Raw genomic sequence first — 20,890 nt, 5'->3', positions numbered from 1 at the left:
GTCGGCACCGGTCAGGCGGGTGCCACGGTGCCGTCGACGACGATGGCATCGGCCGGCGGCTCCGGGAAGCGCGCGCGCAGAGAGGGCTTTGCGAGCTTGCCCGAGAACGTACGGGGAAGCGGTTCATCAAGGGCAACAGCATGTTTCGGACGCTTGAACTTGGCAAGATTCTCACCGGCGATCGCGGCGATGTCATGAACGATGTCGGTGGCGGGGCGCTCGCTGTGGAACACCACCATCGGAACCTCACCCCATCGGTCGTCCTTCACCCCGATCACCGCGAGGTCGACCAGGCCCTCGATACCGTGCAGGGCGTTCTCGATCTCTGCGGGGTAGACATTGAGTCCACCCGAGATCAGCATGTCCTTGCTGCGGTCGACGATCTTCAGGAATCCACCGTCGTCCAGCAGCCCGAGGTCTCCGGTCCGTAGCCAACCGTCGGCCAATGTCGCGGCGGTGGCCTCCGGCTTGTTCCAGTACTCGCGCAACACATGTCCACCTCGGACCAGGATCTCGCCGACCTCGCCCACGGTCGTATCGGCCTCGGGCTCACCGATCCGGATGTGGGTGCCGACGAGGGGCAGCCCGGCAAAACCCGGCCGCGACATCGCGTCCTTGTATTCGAGGGTCGACACCATCCCCGACGCCTCGGTCAGCCCGTAACACTGGGTCAACGGGATGCCGTGCTCGCGATAGAAGTCGAGCAGATCGAGACTGACGGGTGCACCGCCGGTTCCCGCGAAGGTGAAGGCCGCCAGCTTACGGGAACCGAAGTCCGGCAGCGTCGTCATACGTTCCCAGATCACCGGAACGGTCGTGGTCGCAGTGATCTGCTCCCGCTCGAAGGTGTCGAGCGCGATCTCGGGGTCGTACTCACGAAGCAAGACCATGGTCGCCCCGGGGACGACCACCAACTGCATGAAGATCGAGAGAACCGATCCGGTGTAGACGAGCGGCGCGGAGCACAGCACGCGATCGCGGGCAGAGAAGCCGAACGTGATCGTCTGCGAGATCCCGGGAGTGATCGCATTGCGATGCGTGATGAGCGCACCCTTCTGCACCCCCGTGGTCCCCGACGTGTAACAGATGAAAGCGGGGTCATCGGCGTCGATGGCCACGATCGGTGCGGGCCCGGCGTCGACCAGCGCAGAGTATGCGGGATGCGACCCGCCTTCGATGGAGAACGTCTGGAACTCGATCTGCTCGGCGGCGACGTCGAGCAGCGGAGCGAACGCGTCCTCGACGATCACGACCCGCGGAGCGGCGTCGACGACCATCGGAGCCAGTTCGGTGGCCGTCAACCGGAAGTTCAGGGGCACGCTGATCGCACCCAGCTTGAGGGTTGCAAGGATGATGTGCGCGAGCTCCGGACGATTGAGCATCATCACCGAGACCCGGTCACCTTTGCGCACACCCCTGGCGGCCAGACCGCGCGCCACGGCGTCGGTGATCGCGTCGACCTCCGCCCACGTCTGCGTTGCACCTCCGAACACGATGGCGTCCTGCTGCGGACGCGTCTTACCCCAGAATCGGGTCAGGTCCGAGAGATTCATAGGTACTCCTTCATCGCCGGCGGCGTCGCCGACAGGGCTGCTGCAAGGGGTGTGATCCCCCTCACGAAGTGTGACATAAATCTAACAGCTTTAGGCTCCGGTGGCAATGACCCATTCCGGACATATCGCACACCCGTTGGCTGACCGAGCGCAACGACAAGTACACTCACGCAACATATTTCGCATGAGTGCGACCGCATCGATCGATTCAGCCGGTAGAGCTCCCCGCCCGCGCTCGCGACCTGGGATCGACCGCCGCAGCGGCTTGTTCCGCGCTGTATCCGGCCACGTCGCGCAGCACATCCTCGCTGTCGTCTCCGACGCCGGGTGGGAGGTCGGGAGCGAACTGCTGTCCCGCGACGCGAACGGGACTGACGACGAACTCCATTTCACCCACGCCGTCGTAGTCGACGCGATAGGTGTTCGCGCGCGATCGGAAATGGGGATCGGCGAGCATGTCATCCACACTGTTGACGGGGCCGCCCGCGATCCCGTGTTCGACGAACAACTCGAGCCACTCCGCCCTCGTCCGTTGCGCGAAGATCTCCGTCAGCGCGCGCCACACCATGTCCGCGCGCGCAGGAGCGCCCTCGTCGACCGTGACCAGGTCGACGTCGATCAGATCTTCGCGGTCGACGGCGCGCAGGAAGTTGTGCCAGAACTTCTCGACGTGCGAACCGAACAGAACCGCCTCACCGTCGCTCGTACGGTAGGCCTCGAGTCGTGGCCAATCAGGAAGCCGGCCGTCGGCGAGCCAGGTGGGACGGGCAACCGACCGGTCTTTGTTCAGTTCGGCATCGACCATGTCCGGCATCCACGCGGCGGCCACGTCGATACCGGCCACCTCGACGTGGCACCCCACGCCCGTGACACCGGCACGGTGCACTGCTGCAAGCAGTCCCATCGCCCCGTAGGCGCCGAGTGCGTACATCGCGATCGGGGGCGTCGTCGACCCGGCCATCCCCGTCGACGGTGGCTCGTCGGGGGTGTCCACGTCACGCAGACCGGCGTAGGCGTCGAACACGGGTCCGCCGGTGCCGAGCGTGCGATACGGCCCGTCGCCGCCCATTCCCGAGACGGTACACAGCACGATTGCCGGATTCACCTCGCGCAGTTGCTCATAGCCGACCTCGAGCCAATCGAGGTAGCCACCTCGCATACCCTCGATCACCGCGTCACAGGTTCGTGCGAGATCGAGAAACGCCTGCTTGCCCTCGCGACTGCGCAGGTCGAGGGCCACCGACTTCTTGCCACGGTTCCAGCGCAGATGCATGAAGGCCGGACCGTCAGGTGAACCGACCGCTCGGCTGCCACCGACACGCACCGGATCACCGAGAGGGCCGGATTCGATCTTGATCACCTCCGCACCAAGGTCGGCGAGATGACCACCCAGCGAAGCCGGCGCCAACTGGGCGACCTCGAGAATCCTCATGCCGGTCAACAGGGAGTACCCACTCATCGTGCACACTTTCTCATGTCTGCGAAATATTCTGCGTCTGATCAGGTTTGAGCTCCACCCAAAGACCTTCGGCTTCCGCGACCAGCCGATCGCCGTGGCGCATCGCGCCTCGGAGGAATCGCTTTCTTCCCTGCTGCCCCACCAGCTCGGCGGTCACGATCAGTTCTTCGTGGAGCGGTGCGGGCGCACGGTAATCGACGTTGAGATACGCCGTCCGGCCCCACGGCCGACCCGCACTGTTCGCCAGCCGGGCGAGAAGCTCGTCGAAGATCAAGGGCGTGACGCCACCGTTCATGGCGTAGCGGCCCGAATGGAACCGGCCGACCGTCACATGCGCGACCGCCCGGGTGTCGGTGACCTCGTCGATATGCAGTACAGGGGCGAGGGCGTGGCCCTTACCGGCTGTCTCCCAACGCTTCCCCGCGATCTGATCGTCCTCGTCCACCTCGAAGGGAGACAGCAGATCTCGCACCCGTCGCAGGGTGTCGCACGCGAACGCTGCGACCTCCGGCGTCGGACGACTCCGCGTCACCGCTTCCTGCACGTCGCGCAAGGCTCCCACCAGCGCCTCGTAGTCGTCGTCGCACTCAATGGTCGGGCGGAACGGATCCGGCCAGTGCGGCCGCCACGGATCGATCATCGTCGAGGAGTCGGTCATGGCGTGCTCGTCGTCTCGGCCCGGGCGCGGTCGCGATCGAAGAAGTCGGCGAACACATCCGAGATCGGGCGAGGGCGCAGCAACGTTCGGGCGATCTCGTTCTCACGGTCATACCGCGATCGCAGAGACCGACCGGGACCGGCGAGCAGGAGCGCCTTGATCTCCCGTAGCGCCTCGGGCGGCTGACCGGCGAGCTCGATGGCCGCGCGCAGGGCCGCGGCTTCCACATCCCCGTCGTCGGCCAGCCGGCTCAGGAGGCCGATGCGGTGGGCCTCGTCCCCATCGATGGTCCGAGAGGTCATCAACAGGTCCCGGGTGAGACCGGCACCGATGAGTTCGTCGAGCAGCCAGGTGAGGTTGGCGCCACCGTATCGTGCGGCGGTCACCGTGAATCGCGTGTGTGGTCCCCCGACCCGGATGTCGGCACACGCGGCCAGGATCGTGCCCGCGCCATGCGCCGCCCCGTGCACGGCGGCGACCACCGGCTTGGGGAACGTCACGAAGCGCCAGATCAGCTCATCCCGCTCGGCCGCAGCGTCCGCCACCTCGTCGGTTGTCCACTCGGCGAGTTCTGCGAGGTCATAGCCTGCGGAGAAGGCAACCGGGCCCGCGCCGGCGACGATCACAGACCGGACCGTGTCGTCGCCGGCCACTGATGCGAGAACCCTGTCGAGCTCGCGTTGCAGAGGCAGCGAGATCGCGTTGCGGACCTCCGGCCGGTCGATGGTCAGTCGGCGTACACCCGGCGCCGGTTGATCGACACGTAACTCTCCCATCGGATCAGCCCGCGGGCGTGTAGTCGGCGGCCGCGGTCGCCGTTGCGCCCTCGCGTTCCAGGGCTTCGACGTCTCCGGCCACCATCTTGTGAAAAAGCTGCCCGGGCAGTTCATTACGTCCGTAGATCAGCTCGTCGACCTGCCCGAAAGCTGCGTTGTCGGTGATCGTCTTCGTGACGAACCAATCCTCCGCGTGGAGGGTCTCCATCAGCAGTTCCCAGTTCTTGTCCAGGATGCGCTCCTCGCGCGGGGTCTCCGGCTTCCTCGGGGACAGGAGGCGGATGGTGCAGTGGCTGACGTTCGGATCGTCCTTGTCCGGCACGATCGTCCAGATCTCGAAGTGGTTGGGTTCGGTGACGAGCATGGTGCCCGGATAGACGGTGTAGTTCGCGAGAGAGTAGTCGCGAACATCGAAACTGTCCGGATCGGCATCCCGAACCTCGGTGATCGCCTTGCGCGCCACCACAAGTCGCCAGGATCGGTCAACGACGTCCAGCGCGGTGATGTTGCCCTCGAGATAGTTGCACACCGTCTTCGTGTGCAACTGGCACAGGTGATAGGAGTCCTGGACCCCGTCGACGGCGATCTTCCAGTTCATGTCGAGCTTCCAGGTCTCTTTGCGGACCTGGAATGACCCGGCCATACCGGTGTCGGCCACCTCGGCATCGTGCTTGTCACCGAGGACCGCCTTGATGTCGAGATCCGCCCCGACGGTCGGCACCACCCACACGAGTCCGTGACGGACCTCGCACGGGAACTCCACCAGTCCGTACTCTGCACGGTCCATACCGTCGAAGCCCTCGGCGTGCGGCATACCCCGCAGCGCACCGTCCTTGCCGTACGACCAGTTGTGATACGGGCAGGCGAACACTCGTTTGCAGCCCGACTCACCGAACTCGACCTTGGAACCCCGATGCCGACAGACATTGGAGAACGCTTTGACCGTTCCGTCGTTCTGCTTCACCACGAGCAGCGGCGTTCCGATGAGCTCGGTGGTGATGTAGGAACCCGTCTTCTCCAGTTCGTCCATGTGGGCGACGATGTGCGGGAATCGCCGCACCACGTCACGCTCCTTCGCCGCCAGATCGGGATCGTTGAACACCGCGAACGGCACCCGCAGCAGGTCATCCGCATAGTCGGTGCTGTCGTTGTCCACGTGGGCGATGAGCCGCTGCGTGAGCCTGATCTTTTCGTCACGGTCCATGTGTCGAGACTGACACACGAGACATTCAATGTCTAGTGTCTTATCTATTGCCTTTCGATATCAACCGCTTGATACCGTTCTCGTGTGGTCACACGCACCGAACTCCCCGCCGACGCCCGCGAGGCGCTCCTCACGGCTGCCGAGGAATGCTTCGCTCAGTTCGGCATCGCGAAGACGACGATGGAGGACATCGCCCGCGCCGCGTCGCTGTCACGCGCGACCGTCTACCGATACTTCGCGGACCGTGAGGCCCTGATCACCGAGCTCGTCGTACGACGCGCCCGCGCGAACATGGACAAGGCGCGTGAGTACATCAAGCGATGGCCGACCGTAGAGGAGCGGATCGTCGAGGGCATCTGCCGCGATATTCGGAAGGGCCATTCCGACCCGATGGTCAATCGGCTGGTGTCACCGGAGTCGATGGCGCTGTCGGTCCAACTCCTGAATGTGTCGGGTCGCGCCGTCGAACTGACCCACGAGCTGTGGGGACCGATCCTGGCCGATGAACAGGCCGCCGGCACCATTCGGGCAGATCTGGATCTGCGCATGATCTCGGAATGGATCTCCGAGATGGAGATCATGTACATCAGTCAGTACGACGACGACGGTGACGCACTGGAGCGCATCCGTACCAAACTCCGGACTTTCGTCGCGCCGGCGATCGTCGGTCGCTGACGCTCGGCGGCCTGCCGCGTTTCGGCCACAAATCTACGTGCAGTAGGTAGTGTGATCGTTCTGACAGCAACATGAAGCCCGCTCGGAACCGAGGACCACATGGGCAGAGTCCGGATCACCGACCGTCCACAGCGCCTTCATCGCGCCATCCTGACGACTGCCTGGATGGTTGCGGTCGCCGTTCTCGCTGTGGCGCCGAGCGCTCGCGCGGACGACCTCTATGGGCCGACGCAATCAGACTGGAAATCAGCTGTCGCCTACTCGATCCAGCACCCGGAGGCCTTACCGATCGGGATGAACGTTCCGGGATGTCGGCCGACAACCGATCACCCGCGTCCCGTGGTGCTGTTGAACGGCGCATTCCTGAACAAGTATGCGACGTGGTCCATGTACGCCCCACAGCTGGCGGCAGCGGGCTATTGCGTGTTCGGCCTGGACTACGGCGGCCCCACCTCGGGTCCCTTCCATCAGGTCGGCGACCTCCGCACTTCGGCCCGCGAGATCGGTGCGTTCATCGAGCGCGTGGCCGCCCGCACCGGTTCCGACCAGGTCGACGTCGTCGGATACTCCGAGGGCGGCCTGGTGCCCTTCCACTACCTCAACGAGCTCGGCGGCACCCGCAGGGTGAACACCTTCATTGCTCTCGCCTCACCCGTCCAGGGCATGAGTGGTTACGGATTTCTCGAGTGGATCGCCCAGATCCCGGGCGGCACTGGAGGTTTAAAGGCAAGCCTCCCGGCAGCCGTGGACGGCACCAAGAACTCCGAGTACATGCGGGCAATCCGGCGCGACGGCCTGACGCGCCCCGACGTCCGATACGTGACCGTCAGTTCCAGACACGACCTCGTCGTCGATCCCGCGGAGGCGACGCTCACTCCCGCCCCTAACGTGACCAACACCGTGATCCAGGACTCTTGCCCCGAAGATCATGTCTTTCACGGCTCCGTCATCTACGACGACATCACTCTCCGACTCGTACAGAACGCACTCCACCCGTCCTCGGCGCAGGCGCCACATTGCCACCCCGTCGCGCCGGGCTAGACCGACTGGGTCCGTCCGCCCACCACACGCAGCGGCGCGGTAGGTGCGTCGTCCGGCACGAGACCCGAATGATCTCGTGCCCGGTTCTCGGCACGGATCTCGTCCTCTTCGGCCATGCCTCGGCGGACCGCTTCCTGGGCGTCGGGCGGTAGCGTCGGGAGCAACTCGAGCACTCGCTGCCGATGCCTGGCAATGGCCTTGCGTTCGGGCATGCCCGGGTTCGGCTGCACCTGCGGGATGATCTCGGTGAAATCATCCTTGGTACCACCACCGGAGATACCCGCTGCCGCCATCGCCTCCTCCTGCGCGGCCACCGCAGAGTCTTTCTCCTCCGACATACCGATGGGACCGAACCGGTCACCGGAGAGGAACTGCTTGACCACCGGCTGCTCCGAGGTCAACAGCACCTCCCGCGGACCGAACATGACGAGTTCCTTGCGGAAGAGCATGCCGATGTTGTCCGGGATGGTGCGGGCGATGTTGATGTTGTGCGTCACCACCAACACCGTCGCATCGATCTGCGCGTTGATGTCGATCAGCAACTGCGAGATGTAGGCGGTACGGACGGGATCGAGACCCGAGTCCGGCTCGTCGCACAGGATGATCTGCGGATCCAGCACCAGCGCACGCGCCAGCCCGGCACGCTTGCGCATACCACCGGAGATCTCACCCGGGAGTTTGTCCTCGGCACCGGTCAGACCGACGAGGTCGATCTTCTCCATCACGATGTCGCGGACTTCGTCTTCCTTCTTCTTCGTGTGCTCACGAAGCGGGAACGCGATGTTGTCGAACAGGCTCATCGACCCGAACAACGCACCGTCCTGGAACAACACCCCGAACAACTTGCGGATCTCGTAGAGCTCCTTGGCCGAACACTGCGTGATGTCGGTACCGTCGACGATCACCGACCCCTGCTCGGGATGCAGCAACCCGATCAGCGTCTTCAAGAACACCGACTTACCCGTACCCGACGGCCCCAACAACGCCGACACCTCACCCGTCGGCAACGTCAGCGAGACATCTCGCCAAATATTCTGCGAACCAAACGATTTCGTCAGACCCGAAACACTGACCTCAACACCCATCACTCACTCCCTGGTCGATCCGGACGGCGTCACCTGCATCCGACGGCGCATCACTTCGGTGCCGCCTGGCCCCCGAGGTTCGACCCGATCCCGCTGATGTCGGTGATGACCCAGTCGTTGTTCTTGTCGATGGTCATCTTGTAGGTCGCAGTGGACTCGATGCCGTCCGGCGCCTGCGCGTTCTTGGTGAACACGTTGACGAACGCCTGAACCTGGTAGACACCACCGGACTCCGACTCGACCTTCGCCGAGATGGGCTGCGCGGTCGAACTCCACTGGAGCGGCTTGATGAGTTGTTCCATCGACGTCGACGCCTTGTCGAGCCGATCGCCGAGTTCCGGCGTGGTCCCCTTGGTCAGCCGCGATCGCCAGTCGTCCGGGTTCTCGAAGCTCATCTGTGCTGCGCCGGTGGCGTAGTCCAGCGCCACCTGCTCGGCTTTCGTCCGATCGGCACTCGCCGCGTTCAGATCATCCACCTCGGAGCGTGCCGCGACGAGCTGCCAGCTCAGTACTGCGATGACGGCGATGGCCGCGACGACGGCCAGTGTGACGAGAATCGACCGAGTCGAGAACGATCTGTTGGTCCAACGGCTCGATCCGCCAGTGGACGGCTCGCTCGCCGCGGCTCCGGAGTCGGTCGATTCCGGGGCCTTGTCGGATTCCGGGTTGACGTCTTCGGTTGTTGCGGCTGTCTTCTCGGTCGTGGTCTCGGTGGTCGTGGTCGACATGGCGTCGGCCTCCTTCCGGTGTTGTTCACCTTGTCCGGTGTCTGGGTCGTTCTCGGTTCCTGAGTCGCTCTCGTCGGTGCGGTCGACCATCAACGACCTCCCGCCGGGACCCGCACGGTGAGGGCACCTCTCGGTGTGGTCGCGGCGAGTGCGCGATCGAGGACGGCGCCCACGTCGACGGTGCGGAGCGATGCAGCCCCCGCCTGGGCGGCAGGCAGAAGATTGACCCCGATCACGTTGAGGTGTGCCGAGTTCTCGTCGAGGAACTTCTGCAGCTCGGTGAACAGCGGACTACCGCCGTCGCGGATACCGGCAAGCAGCGGTCCGGTCACCGTGGCGTCCCGGACGGAGGCCAGCAGCTCCTCGAAACCCGTACCGAAGCCCAGCATTCTCGGCGAGGTCTCCCGCATCAGGGCAGGGATGGGGGCCGATCTCATCAGCAGTGGCTGCATCGTGCTGAGCAACGTGATGAACGAGTCCGACTGCTGCGTCAGCTCACCGGACAGCAGTCCGCCGGCCCGGTTCAGGGTACCGAGCACATCGACCCCGTCGGGGAGACCCTCGTCCACCGTGCCGAAGATCCGCCGGACCGCGTCCGAATCGGTCTGCTGCAGGAGGACTGTGAGCTGCTCGGACAGTTCCTTGAACGTGGTCGGGACGGAGACACGATCCGTATCGATCGTGGCATTCTCCGCCAGGTAGGGACCCGCAGCCGTCTCGGGCAGAACCGCCACGTAGGCCTCGCCGAGGGCGGAGAGGTTGTCCACGCGGAACCTGCTGTCGACCGGGATCTGCTGAGCCTGGTCGTAATTCAGGGTCAACTTCACGCCTGTCGCGGTCTGGTCGATACCGACGACGTGACCTATCTCGATGCCGCGCAACAACACCCGGGACCCGGTCATGATCCCGTTCGTGTCGGGGACCACCAACGACGCGGACCGCTCACTCGGGGTACGCACGTGCAGACCGACATTCATGATGTAGGCGACCGACACTGCGGCGAGGACGAGCATGGCGAGCACGGAGACTCTGGTCTTGGTGATCATCGAACCGCCCCAAGCATCCGCAGGACCGTGGTGGCGTCGCCGACGAGTTGATCGCCGTCCCGATTCTGGACCGACGTGACATTGACCGACGGCTTCTCCGCGAACGGCAGGATCGTTGTTCGTAGGAAGTCGGACAGCCGGGCTGCCGTCGCCGGGCCCTTGTCCCACATCCCGCGGCCCGCCTCGGTGGTCTCGGCGACCGAGGTGAGCATCGGGATCAGCCACAGTCCGCCGACGAAGATCGAACCCACCGACGGGAGCAACGTACTGATGTGTCCGACAACCGACTTGGAGACACGAGTCCAGAAATCCGCGCCCTGTTCACCGAACACCGCAGCGATCTGATCCTTCCGATCGGTGAACGAGGTGGACGTTCGATCCAAGCCGACGAGCAGGCGGTCGATCTCGGAGGTACTGTCCGCCAGGTCGTCGAGGTCGGCGGACACAGTCGACGCCATCTTCCGGACGTCCTTCAACTGGGGCAACGTCTTGTTCAGGGTCGCCATCGTGTCCTGGACCTTCTGGATGCTGCCGCCGTTGACGAAGTATGCGAGTACGGCGATCGTGTCCTCCAATTGCGGCGGTGACGTCGTGCGCGACTTCGGTACCACACTTCCTTCGGCCAGGTACCCGGATTGACCGGTGTCACGCGCCTCCGGCGTCAGGGCGAGATAGGTGTCACCGAGTAGCGTGTTCTGCCGGATGATCGCCGTCGTATCGGCGGGCACGCGGGCATCCTGCGTAAGTCCCACTTTCACATCGACACCGTCATCGGTGACCGCGGTCGACCGGACCTGCCCCACCCGAAGTCCATTCATCATCGCGTCCGCGCCCGCCGGGAGATTCAGGACGCTGTCGAACTGCAGTGTGACGTCGAAATCCTGGCTGACGCCCGCCCGCACCGAGGGAAGGTCGTTGGGGCCGAAGGCACATCCGCTGACCAGCAGAACGGGTAGAAGTGCCAACAGACAGAGCCACGTACGCAAAGTCGTTCGCATGGAGGTCGCTCCCAGGATCGTCACCGTGTCGCCGCCTTCTGCAGGATGAGGTTCAGGAGGTTCACCGAGCCTGTACGGCCCTCGGCCGAGCACGCCGCACCGAGCGCGCGGCATTGAGCTGCCGAGACCGAGACCCCAGGTGCCTTGTAGGGCAAGGAGAGTCCGCCAGCAGCATTCTCCTGCTGCCGCAGGGCAGTGGCGATGGACGGCACCATTCCGTACAACTTCTGAAGATCCGGTGCGCGTGCGGCCGCCAAGGTGATCAGGTCGGTCACCGGCCCGTGCATCAATGGCCACAGGATCGAGCCGTAGTTGCGCTGGATGTCATAGATGGTCGCCACCGTCCAGCCGACCCCGCGGTCGAACTTGGAGACGGACGCGAACAACTCTGTTCCCAGGCTCGCCACGTCCGGCATCTGGTTCAGGATCGACATGATCTGCGGCCACTGACGTAATGCGTTGTCGGTGAGCGGAGCCATGTTCGCGATCGAGGCGCCGATGTCGGCGATGAACTGATCCGGGTTCTTCGATGCGGCCGCCGCGTGGCGGAACACGTTCTCCGCGTCCGGTGCGGTACCCGCGAGAGCCTTGTCGAGTCCGTTGATCGTGCCTCCGACGTCATCGGTACCCGATTTGGTCAGGTTCTTGATGAAATCGGATGCGGAGCCGGTGATCTCGGAAATGCTCTTCGGAGTGTGTGTTCGCGACCCCGCGATACACTCTCCGGATCTCAGAGTCGTTCCGCCGGAATAGTTTCCGACGAGTTCCAGGGTTCGGTCCGCGAGGAGCGATTTGGATCGGGTCACCGCCTGCACGTCGGCCGGGTAGTCCCGGCCCGACCGCAGATCGAAGGTGACCTGGACGTGGTCCCCGGCGGATCGTATGCCGGTGACCTCACCGACCGGCATGCCCATCTGGGTGACCGGGTTGCCCACGTAGAGCCCGATGGCATCGGTCATCTCGGCACAGAAACCGTCTCCTCCGGTACCCGCTCCACCGGTGCGGTCGGCGGCCCTGCTGATCCCGAGGCCCAGGGTCGCACCGATCGCGACGACCACGACTGCACCGATCGCGGCAAGCGACCGCCTGCTCATTTTGTGTGTTCCCATCTCAGCACCTCCGTCCGGGAATCGGCACGCAGACGTCCGAGGCGAGGATCGTGCCGCCACCGATCTCACGGATACCGTTCGGCGTCAACCACTTCGCGAGCTGATCACGCATCGCCAGGAGATTGTCCAACGCAGGTCCCATGTGCTTCTGCATCTCGGTGATCGCATCACGGATCGCATAGATGTTCGTGCGCACGAGATCGCTGTGCTTGAGGTAGAACTTCTCGAACGGCATCACCCGACTGAGGATCATGCCCAGCAGGTAATAGGTGTAATTGAAGCCCGCCGCGTTGTTGTTGTACGTCGTCACCACGATGTCGATCTTCCGGATGAGGTCGAACACGAACTCCCGGTTGGCATTGAAGTTCTGCAGGTATTCGCTCGCAAGCGCGGCAACCCGGTGCATCTGGGCTCGTTGTCGGTCGAAGACTCCCGTGACGGCGTTCATCCCCTCGACGATCGACCGCAGTGATGTGGAGTTTGATTGCAGTGCGCTCGCCACCTGTTCGAGATTCGCGTTGACGTCGGTGGCGTCGACTTGATCGGTGACCGTCGGCGCACTCTGCAGGACGTCACCGATCGAGTACGGCACGGCGACACGGTCGGCGGGGATCACTCCTGCGGATGCCTGTGTCCCCATGGGGATCAGGGTGATCGCGTATCCGCCGACAGGGGTCAGCATCCGCACCTCGACGCGTGACTGATCGCCGACTGCGGTCGACTCGTCGACCCGCATGGACACCTTGACCCGGTTCGGTTCGAGGGTCACGTCGGACACCTTGCCGACGCTGATGCCTGCCACTCGGACGTCTTGGCCGGTGGTGATGGCGGAGGCATCGGTCGTCTCGAACGCGATGGTCTTCTGGTTCGCCGGCCGCAGGTAGAAGATTCCCAACGTGGCCAGGATGGCGACCACGACGACGATGACCCCGACACCCAACAGGGCGTCGCTGGACCATGCGTTCTTGACCCGGTCGCCGAATCTGCGTTGTCTCACTTCGCGCACAGCACGACCCCGCTCCCGTTCAGTAGGACCTGGACGTCAGTCGGCAGTTGTGCGCGACCCTTGCTGCATCCGGTCGACGTCGACCGCCCCGAGTTCGAGATCTGCAACCCGGCCAGCGCGCTCGGCATGAGCTTGAACGAGTTCAGTGCATCCGTCATGGAGTGGAACACCGACGTCAGCAAGACGTCGACGTCCAGCTCAGGACTCACTCCCAGGGACTTCAGGATGCGCTCGATCGGCTCGAGCAACGCCGGTCCGTAGGTCGCGGTCTTCGGGAACTCGTCGAGGACCGTCATCGCGTTGCTGATCGGCAGATTCACCGCATGGAGGAACTGCAGCACGTACTTCGACCGACCGCCCATCGAGTCCGAGATCCGTCCCATGTTGCGGGCGAGCGTCTCGATGACCCGTTGGCGATCGTCCGCGAAGGATGCGAGTTTCTGCGCGTTGTCCAGCATCGGCCCGAGGCCTGATCCATCCCCTTGCAGCAGAGCGATGGCATTCTCGCTGAACTCGTTCACCTGTTGCGTGTTCATCGTGGACAGGACCGGCTGCAGACCGTTGAACAGTTCGGTGATGTCGAACGACGGCGTCGTCTTGCTCGCCGGGATCGACGACACGGGTCGCCCGGGATTCTCACCCTCGGACACGTCGACGTAGCGCACACCGGTCAGGTTCTGATACTTGATGGCGAGCGCTGTCGTATCGGTCAGCTGGTGCTCGCTACCCATCGTGAAGGCGACATGGGCCACCGGCCGGCCGTCCACCTCTCGCAGCTCGACGGAAGTCACCTTTCCGATCCGCATGCCCTTCATCCGCACGTCCCCGTTCACGTTCAGACCGGAGGCGTCGGTGAAATCGGCTGAGTACGAGCTGGTCTCGACCTGTACGGGATTGCGCATGGCATTGATCACGAGGACGAACAACAGCACGGTGATGGTTGCCACCGCCAGCACCTTCACAGCGGAGACGATCGTCTGCGTCCTGTGCGACATGGTCACCTCCCCTTTCTCGGCAGGCGTTGCGTGACGCCCATCTGTGCCAACGGACCTGCGACGGCGGGCATGGAGTCGAGGACGATACGCAACTGGAGGGTCTGCTGATCCTTGGTCCCGACGAACGCGCTCTCCAGACCGTCGATGAGCGCAACCGTCTTGTCCATCGTCACCCCGCCGCCGATCACGCCGGGCAGTGGATCGGCCATCTTCTCCAGAAGTGTTGTCAAAGGGGTCAATTCGCTGTCATGGGACGCCAGCAGCGCACCCGCCTTGCCGAACAGGTCGCTCGACGCGATCTCGAGCGCTGCGTCGGTCTCCTTGTGGAACGCGTCGTCGACCCCCCGGCTACCGTCCGGCAACTTGTTGTAGGGACTCTCCGTGATCGCATAGAGCGCACTGGTGACCTGTCGGTTGAACGCCGGGAACTCGTCGAGTACCGCATTCATACGGCGGATCAGCGTGATGGGCATCTGCCGCTGGGTCTTGGCGACGGTGTCCGCGACGATGATGCCCGACCGGATCAAGGGAGCGAGTCCGTTGGCGTACCGGATCGCCTTGTCCAGACTCGCGATCATGTCCTTCGTCAGGGTGCCGTCGACGACGAGCGACCCTCGCTCGAGCATCGTCGACATCGTGTAGTCGGGGGACGAGTCCCGTGCCAGCACCTGACCGTCGCGCAGGGGCGCTCCGCCGGACTTCTCGATGAGGTTGACCGCGGTGATGCCGAAATAGTTCTCGGGCCGGAAGTCGACATCGAGACTGTCGCTCAGCACCGAGGTCGCCGATGGCCGGAGAACGACGTCCACCTGGACATCGCCTGCGCGAGGGGAGGATACGCTGGTCACCTCGCCGACCTCGGCTCCGCGGAGGAGGACCTTGGAGCCCACCTTGACCCCCGGACCGAGCGCCGGGATCACCAACTGGACCCGGGTGCCCTCGGGCTCTGTCGCCTTGGGGTAGACGATCCACGCGACCGCGACGACGAGCACAATCACCGCGATACTGGCTGTGCCCACCACTCCAAGTGTGCGTAACTGTCCGCGGAGATCCCCGCGGATGAAATCCTGGCTCGTGTGCCTGGCCATGTCATCCTCTGAAGGGCAACTCGGGGTTCAGGCCCCAAATCGCGACGGTCATCAAGAAGTTCAGTACGACGATCGCCACCAGGCTCGCGCGGATCGCACGGCCCGACGCCGAACCGACCCCCGCCGGCCCGCCGTTGGCGAAATAGCCGTAGTAGCAATGGATCATCGTCACCACGGCACAGAACACCAGCGCCTTGATCACCGAGGCGATGAGGTCGGGCAGCGTGACGAACTGAGCGAAGTAGTGGTCGTAGGTCCCACTCGGTTGCTCGTGGAACAGTTTGATGATCAAACCGCCGGTGATGAAGCTGACCACCAGCGCCATCAGATAGCTGGGCAGTACCACCAGCATTCCGCCGACGAGGCGGGTCCCGACGACGAACGGGATGGCGCGAAGGCCCATCGACTCGGTGGCGTCGATCTCCTCCGAGATCCGCATGGCCCCGATCTCCGCGGTCATCCGACACCCCGCCTGCGCCGCGAATCCGATACCGGTGATGATGGGCGCGATGACGCGGATGTTGCCGAACGAGCCGATGATGCCGGTGAGCGCACCGAAACCGAGGAGGTCGAACGCCATGAACGCCTGGATGGCCACGACCGCCCCGACGGCGACCCCCAGGAAGAACATCAGACTCACCACGCCGCCGTCGACGATGAGAGATCCGCTCCCCCAGGCCATGTCGTTCATCGTCTTGGCCGTCTGCTTGCGGTAGTGACGGATCGTGGTGGGCAACAGAACGATGGTCTTCCAGACGAAGACGACAATCTGCCCGATCTCCATCGCGATGCCGAGGAGTCCTCGGCCGATCCCCTGCACCCCTCTGGTGAGGAGGTTGGCGCCTGCCGGTTCACCGGTCAACGACGCCATCTCAGGCCAGCCTCGGCGGGAAGAACATCGTCTGCAACTGGCTGACCATCAAATTGGTCATGAAGATGCAGAACACGGACAGCACCACGGAGGCGTTCACCGCGTTCGCGACACCCTTCGGGCCGCCTTTCGCCTCGAGCCCTCGCAGGCTGGCGATGATGACGACGAGGATCGCGAACAGCACTGCCTTGAGCATCGAGAACGCCAGATCGGTCGGTGTCGCGAAGGCACCGAACGACTGCCAGAAGCTTGCCGGGACCACGTCGTTCACGTTTGCCGAGATCGCCAGGCCGGCGGCCACGCCCGACGCGATGATGATGATGCACAGGGCGGGCGCGATCATCAACATCGCGAGAAATCGCGGGACGATGAGCCGCTGGATCGGGTTGACGCCCATGACCCGCATCGCCTCGATCTCTTCGCGAATCGACCTGGCTCCGAGGTCGGATGCGATGGCGGACGCCGCGGCACCACTCATCAGCAGGCCCGCGGCCATGGGAGCCCCCTGGCCGACGACACCGAGACCGCTGGCGGCTCCGGCCAGCGAGTTGGCACCGACCTGGTCCATCACGCCGCCGACCTGAACCGAGACCTCCGCGCCGATCGGCACGGCCATCAACAGCGCCGGCAGCGCGGTGACCTTGAAGAGCTTCCACATCTGCTCGATGACCTCGCCGACCGGAAGTCGAAGCGCCAGCGAGTCGGTGACGGAGAACCGGAAGACATCCGCGGCGAGCCGGGCAGAGCGGCCCAGAGTGTTGATGCTCCGGATCAGACGGTCCAGGACACCTGCCGCAATCCTCTGTACCTTGATCGCCCCCCGTGGCGATGCGCGACCTGCGCGAAGCGCAACTGCGCCCATCACACCTTCCTCCTACCTCTGTCGGCTGCCGATCCGCGGAAGCGGTCGGTATTCGTCGTCTCGGACTGTCGAGTCGGGTACTGCAGGCGTGGGCCGTTCGTTGATGCGGCGACCACACCGGGCTGATCACGTGTGCTGCATCACAACGTCTATGTGTATACCTACATGAGACGCGATACGTCAATCGTTATTTGTCATCAGCTCCGCCGCTGTCCAAACGTCATCGTTCGCGTAACGGGCGGCGATCCTGGGCGTTTGAACACGCCGAGCATACATAGTGTTCAGACGTGATGTCAATCACTTCTGAACAGTTGACCCAGTTCAGCGGCCTGCGGCGTCCCCTTGGCCGGCTCAGACCTGTGCCTCGGCGCGGGTGTTGCCAACATCAATCTACTGGTGTTAGTTTTACTGCTTGTGAGTGGTGTCACACTCGGATGCCCCCGTGCCCAGAAGAGGCCCGGCGAGAAAGGAACCGACATGCAGAGACTCGACGGCAAGGTCGTCTTCATCACGGGCGTGGCCCGCGGACAGGGACGGTCGCACGCCATCCGGATGGCCGAGGAGGGTGCGTCGATCATCGGGCTCGACATCTGCGATCAGATCCCGTCCGTGTTCTACCCGATGGCCACCCGCGAAGATCTCGCCGAGACCGAACGACTCGTGAAGGCCGTTGGCGGCCAGATCGTCACGTCGGTCGGCGATGTACGGAATCGCGAGGACATCGGACGCATCCTCGATCTGGGCACCGAACAGTTCGGTCGCCTCGACATCGTCATCGCCAACGCCGGGATCATGCCGGTGATCGGCCCGGGCGAGCAGTCCCAGGCGTGGCACGATGCCATCGACGTGATGCTCACCGGGGTCTGGAACGTCCTCGACATCGCCACACCGCGGCTCGTCGCGCAGGGCGAGGGTGGCTCGATCATCATCACCAGTTCCGCTGCCGGCCTGACGAGCATGGGGCTCAACACCTTTGCGGGACAGGCGGGGTACTCGGCATCCAAACACGGTGTCGTCGGCCTGATGCGACTGTTCTCCAAGCAGTTGGCGAAAGAATCGATCCGCGTCAACACCATCCACCCGACCGGGGTCAACACCCCCATGGTGGCCAATGCCGAGTACGGCGAGTTCGTGAACTCCCATCCGGAGGTCGCGAACGACGAGGCGTACAAGAACCCGATGCCGGTCGAACTGATCGAGGCCGTCGACGTGAGCAACGCGATGGTTTTCCTGGCCTCGGACGAGGCCCGCTACATCACCGGCGTCACCTTGCCGGTCGACGCGGGCTACAACAACCGCTGACGGATGACAGACGACGTCGCCTCTCCTCCGCGAGGGGCGACGTCGTCTGTCTGTCTGATCGGACTCCCGGATATCAGGTCAGGCGCTCCGCGGCCGGCACGGCCGACGGGAGAAAGGCCGGTAGGACGAAGTCCCGCAGCATCTCACGATGGACCGGATCGTCCGGGCGATCGAAGTCGAGCCGACCGACCAGGATGAACTGCACCAGTGCGATCCACTCCGCCATCTTCTGTTTGTCCAGATCCGGGCGGACCTCACCACGCTCGACGGCCCGGTCGATGACCGGCTCCCACATCTCTGCGGTGAGCCGCGCCGCGAGACCCGAACTGCCGACGAGCGGTTCGGCCATCTGCATGTGCTCGGGACTGACCAGGATGCGGACGAGCGGATCTTTGCGACCGCGGTCGACGAGGAAGATCAACCCCTCGACGAGTTGATCCGCGAACGTCTCCTGATCCAGCAGGAACTTTCGCGCCTTGACGAAGAGCATGCGGGCGCGACGTTCGATGAGTGCGGAGATCAGCGTGTCCCGATCACCGAAGTACCGGTACACCGTGGGACGCGAGACTCCCGCCTCCCGACCGATGTCGTCCATCGTGGTCTTGGCGACCCCGTAACGCTGGAACACGCGCTCGGCCGCGACCATGATCTGTTTACGGGCCTCGTCGACGTCCTCGCTGAGGACATTGCCTGTTTTACGCCGCGCCACCGTTCACCTCCTGCGTTTCATCGGTCACGATACAAGAAACGCATTCCGTCCGTTGTAGCGACCAGCAGGTTCGGCGTAACAGATGGTACGAGGCATCACCGGGGTCGGTGATGCCTCGTGGCCGAGCTGTGGTCAGCAGACGGTCAGCGCACCTTGCTGAATCGGGTGTCGACGTCCTTGTATTCGTCGCGGATCATCGTCTTGGCGATCTTGCCGGAGGGCAGACGCGGGAGCGGATCCTGGCGGATCACCACATATCGCGGGACCTTGAAGTCGGCGAGGACCTTCTCGCAGTGGGCGACGATCGTGTCGGCGTCGAGATCCTTCGAGACGGTGACGATGGCGGCGGGGGTCTCGCCGAATCGGTCGTCGTGCGCAGCGATCACCGACACTTCGGCGACGCCGTCGATCGCGCCGATGGCGATCTCCAGTTCGACCGGGGAGATGTTGATCCCGCCCGAGATGATCAGATCCTTCAGTCGATCGACGAATTGCACCCGGCCCTCGGGGTCGCTGACCCCGAGGTCACCACTGTGCAACCACCCGTCGCGTATCGCCTGTGACGTCGATTCCGGGTCGTTCCAGTAACCGGGTGTCACACCCGGTCCGCGGACGACCAGCTCCCCCTGCTCGCCCGGCGCGGCCGGCTCTCCCTCCGGGGTGAACACCTTCACCTCGGTGAAGATCGAGCCCGTGCCGCAACGATCCGGGAACTCCAGCGCCTCGTCACGGATCGTCGCGGTGGCCACGCCACCCGCTTCGGTCATGCCGTAGATCTGGCGCAGCAGTACGCCTTTGTCGGCCCATCGCTTGAGAAGCTGGCCGGGCACGGCGGCGCCGCCGACGATCGCCGTCTTGAGCGAGCTGAGGTCCGCGTCGACGAATTCCGGTGCGCGCGAGATCGCCTCGAAGATGAGCGGCACCCCGAAGATCGCCTTGACCGCATGCTTCTCGAGCAACGTCACGGCGTTGGACGGATTCAATTCGGGTTCGACGATCAGCGTTCCCCCGAGAACGGTGGTGATCAGAAGTCCGTAGACGAGGCCCGGGGTGAACGCCAGCGGGAGTACGAGCAGCGTCGTCGTGCCCGGCCGGAAACCCTCCTCGGTGAGGGTGTTCTCCAGCACGATCGACAGCAGCGTGCGGTTGGTCAGGATCACCCCCTTCGACAGCCCCGTCGATCCACTCGTGAACAGAACCGTGGTCGGTTCATCGGGCTCGCGATCGACGCGGAAGTCGTCTGCCCCACCCGATCGGAGTCCGTCGAGCTCCGCGTAGGAGATGACCGTGAACTCCTCCCCGATGGCAGCGGTGTCCTCGGCGAGCTGTTCGAATCCCGGAGCCGCGATCACCACCGAGATCCCCGCGTCGTCGGCGATCTTCCGCAGCTCGGCCGGCTTGTACCGGCTGTTCAACGGGACGAGTACAGCCCCGGACTTGAGCACACCGAGCGACGCGACCGGCCACTCGAGCGAGTTGGGACCCAGCACACCGACCCGATCCCCCTCGGCGACACCGCGTTCCTCGACGAGGAGTCGAGCCACCCGGCTGCTCCAGTCCCTCAGATCCCGGTAGGTGAGCGAGGATTCGGAGAACACCACCGCGTCGGTGTCTCCCTTGGTGCGGGCCCACCAGTCCAGGGCGGCTCCGATCGTTGCGGTCATCGTTCTTCCTTCATCCGGTGTCTGTGCGACGGTTGGTGTCATCGGGTGCGGCCGTGGCCGT

General features: G+C 64.2%; 20 protein-coding genes. 3 read left to right on the top strand and 17 right to left on the bottom strand.

Annotated elements, in window-relative coordinates; all coding sequences use genetic code 11:
• Window positions 1–11: 11 nt before the first annotated feature.
• The 5 genes from D7316_RS21160 to D7316_RS21140 all read right to left on the bottom strand — a co-directional run bounded on the left by D7316_RS21160 (window position 12) and on the right by D7316_RS21140 (window position 5,650).
• Complete coding sequence (locus D7316_RS21160) at window positions 12–1,553, bottom strand: class I adenylate-forming enzyme family protein (RefSeq protein ID WP_124710006.1); 1,542 nt, start codon at window positions 1,551–1,553, stop codon at window positions 12–14.
• Between the two features lie 208 nt (window positions 1,554–1,761).
• Entirely contained in the window at window positions 1,762–3,012 is a 1,251-nt protein-coding gene (locus D7316_RS21155; RefSeq protein ID WP_124710005.1) for a CaiB/BaiF CoA transferase family protein, read from the bottom strand.
• A gap of 13 nt (window positions 3,013–3,025) precedes the next feature.
• Window positions 3,026–3,670 (bottom strand): PaaI family thioesterase, encoded by a 645-nt coding sequence (locus tag D7316_RS21150; RefSeq protein WP_124710004.1) that lies wholly within the window; start codon window positions 3,668–3,670, stop codon window positions 3,026–3,028.
• Window positions 3,667–4,446 (bottom strand): enoyl-CoA hydratase/isomerase family protein, encoded by a 780-nt coding sequence (locus tag D7316_RS21145; protein ID WP_124710003.1) that lies wholly within the window; start codon window positions 4,444–4,446, stop codon window positions 3,667–3,669. The genes D7316_RS21150 and D7316_RS21145 overlap by 4 nt, the downstream gene beginning before the upstream one ends.
• A 4-nt stretch (window positions 4,447–4,450) precedes the next feature.
• The gene (locus D7316_RS21140; protein ID WP_124710002.1) at window positions 4,451–5,650 is read right to left on the bottom strand and encodes an aromatic ring-hydroxylating oxygenase subunit alpha; all 1,200 of its coding nucleotides are present in this window, start codon (window positions 5,648–5,650) and stop codon (window positions 4,451–4,453) included.
• 84 nt (window positions 5,651–5,734) lie between these two features.
• On the opposite strand from D7316_RS21140, the gene D7316_RS21135 reads away from it, so the two are divergent.
• On the top strand, window positions 5,735–6,325 hold the full coding sequence (locus D7316_RS21135; RefSeq protein WP_124710001.1) for a TetR/AcrR family transcriptional regulator: 591 nt from the start codon (window positions 5,735–5,737) through the stop codon (window positions 6,323–6,325).
• A gap of 99 nt (window positions 6,326–6,424) precedes the next feature.
• Window positions 6,425–7,366 (top strand): esterase/lipase family protein, encoded by a 942-nt coding sequence (locus D7316_RS21130; RefSeq protein ID WP_232017008.1) that lies wholly within the window; start codon window positions 6,425–6,427, stop codon window positions 7,364–7,366.
• Here D7316_RS21130 and D7316_RS21125 read toward each other — a convergent pair.
• From D7316_RS21125 to D7316_RS21080, 10 genes are all read right to left on the bottom strand, one after another.
• Complete coding sequence (locus D7316_RS21125; protein ID WP_124710000.1) at window positions 7,363–8,451, bottom strand: ABC transporter ATP-binding protein; 1,089 nt, start codon at window positions 8,449–8,451, stop codon at window positions 7,363–7,365. The genes D7316_RS21130 and D7316_RS21125 overlap by 4 nt on opposite strands.
• Before the next feature lie 50 nt (window positions 8,452–8,501).
• The gene (locus tag D7316_RS21120; RefSeq protein ID WP_197718281.1) at window positions 8,502–9,179 is read right to left on the bottom strand and encodes a hypothetical protein; all 678 of its coding nucleotides are present in this window, start codon (window positions 9,177–9,179) and stop codon (window positions 8,502–8,504) included.
• Window positions 9,180–9,268: 89 nt separating this feature from the next.
• The gene (locus D7316_RS21115) at window positions 9,269–10,225 is read right to left on the bottom strand and encodes an MlaD family protein (RefSeq protein WP_124709999.1); all 957 of its coding nucleotides are present in this window, start codon (window positions 10,223–10,225) and stop codon (window positions 9,269–9,271) included.
• Window positions 10,222–11,223 (bottom strand): MlaD family protein, encoded by a 1,002-nt coding sequence (locus D7316_RS21110; protein ID WP_124709998.1) that lies wholly within the window; start codon window positions 11,221–11,223, stop codon window positions 10,222–10,224. The genes D7316_RS21115 and D7316_RS21110 overlap by 4 nt, the downstream gene beginning before the upstream one ends.
• Window positions 11,224–11,243: 20 nt before the next feature.
• A complete protein-coding gene (locus D7316_RS21105) occupies window positions 11,244–12,332 on the bottom strand; it encodes an MlaD family protein (RefSeq protein ID WP_232017007.1) in 1,089 nt (362 codons plus the stop codon).
• 1 nt (window position 12,333) lies between these two features.
• On the bottom strand, window positions 12,334–13,338 hold the full coding sequence (locus D7316_RS21100) for an MlaD family protein (RefSeq protein ID WP_124709997.1): 1,005 nt from the start codon (window positions 13,336–13,338) through the stop codon (window positions 12,334–12,336).
• Window positions 13,326–14,333, bottom strand: coding sequence for an MlaD family protein (locus tag D7316_RS21095; protein ID WP_124709996.1), 1,008 nt, complete (start codon window positions 14,331–14,333; stop codon window positions 13,326–13,328). The genes D7316_RS21100 and D7316_RS21095 overlap by 13 nt, the downstream gene beginning before the upstream one ends.
• Before the next feature lie 2 nt (window positions 14,334–14,335).
• On the bottom strand, window positions 14,336–15,352 hold the full coding sequence (locus D7316_RS21090; protein ID WP_232017006.1) for an MlaD family protein: 1,017 nt from the start codon (window positions 15,350–15,352) through the stop codon (window positions 14,336–14,338).
• 70 nt (window positions 15,353–15,422) lie between these two features.
• Complete coding sequence (locus D7316_RS21085; protein WP_124711485.1) at window positions 15,423–16,205, bottom strand: MlaE family ABC transporter permease; 783 nt, start codon at window positions 16,203–16,205, stop codon at window positions 15,423–15,425.
• An 88-nt stretch (window positions 16,206–16,293) separates the two neighbouring features.
• A complete protein-coding gene (locus tag D7316_RS21080; protein ID WP_124709994.1) occupies window positions 16,294–17,154 on the bottom strand; it encodes an ABC transporter permease in 861 nt (286 codons plus the stop codon).
• A gap of 477 nt (window positions 17,155–17,631) precedes the next feature.
• Here D7316_RS21080 and D7316_RS21075 point away from each other — a divergent pair, with 477 nt between their 5' ends.
• Entirely contained in the window at window positions 17,632–18,456 is an 825-nt protein-coding gene (locus tag D7316_RS21075) for a mycofactocin-coupled SDR family oxidoreductase (RefSeq protein WP_124709993.1), read from the top strand.
• Between the two features lie 73 nt (window positions 18,457–18,529).
• Here D7316_RS21075 and D7316_RS21070 read toward each other — a convergent pair whose 3' ends face one another.
• Both D7316_RS21070 and D7316_RS21065 read right to left on the bottom strand, forming a co-directional pair.
• On the bottom strand, window positions 18,530–19,165 hold the full coding sequence (locus D7316_RS21070) for a TetR/AcrR family transcriptional regulator (protein ID WP_124709992.1): 636 nt from the start codon (window positions 19,163–19,165) through the stop codon (window positions 18,530–18,532).
• Between the two features lie 143 nt (window positions 19,166–19,308).
• The gene (locus D7316_RS21065) at window positions 19,309–20,829 is read right to left on the bottom strand and encodes a class I adenylate-forming enzyme family protein (RefSeq protein ID WP_124709991.1); all 1,521 of its coding nucleotides are present in this window, start codon (window positions 20,827–20,829) and stop codon (window positions 19,309–19,311) included.
• Window positions 20,830–20,890: the final 61 nt, after the last annotated feature.

The sequence above is a fragment of the Gordonia insulae genome (genome assembly GCF_003855095.1).
Lineage (GTDB): Bacteria > Actinomycetota > Actinomycetes > Mycobacteriales > Mycobacteriaceae > Gordonia > Gordonia insulae.
This window is presented reverse-complemented; position numbering and strand designations above follow the sequence as displayed.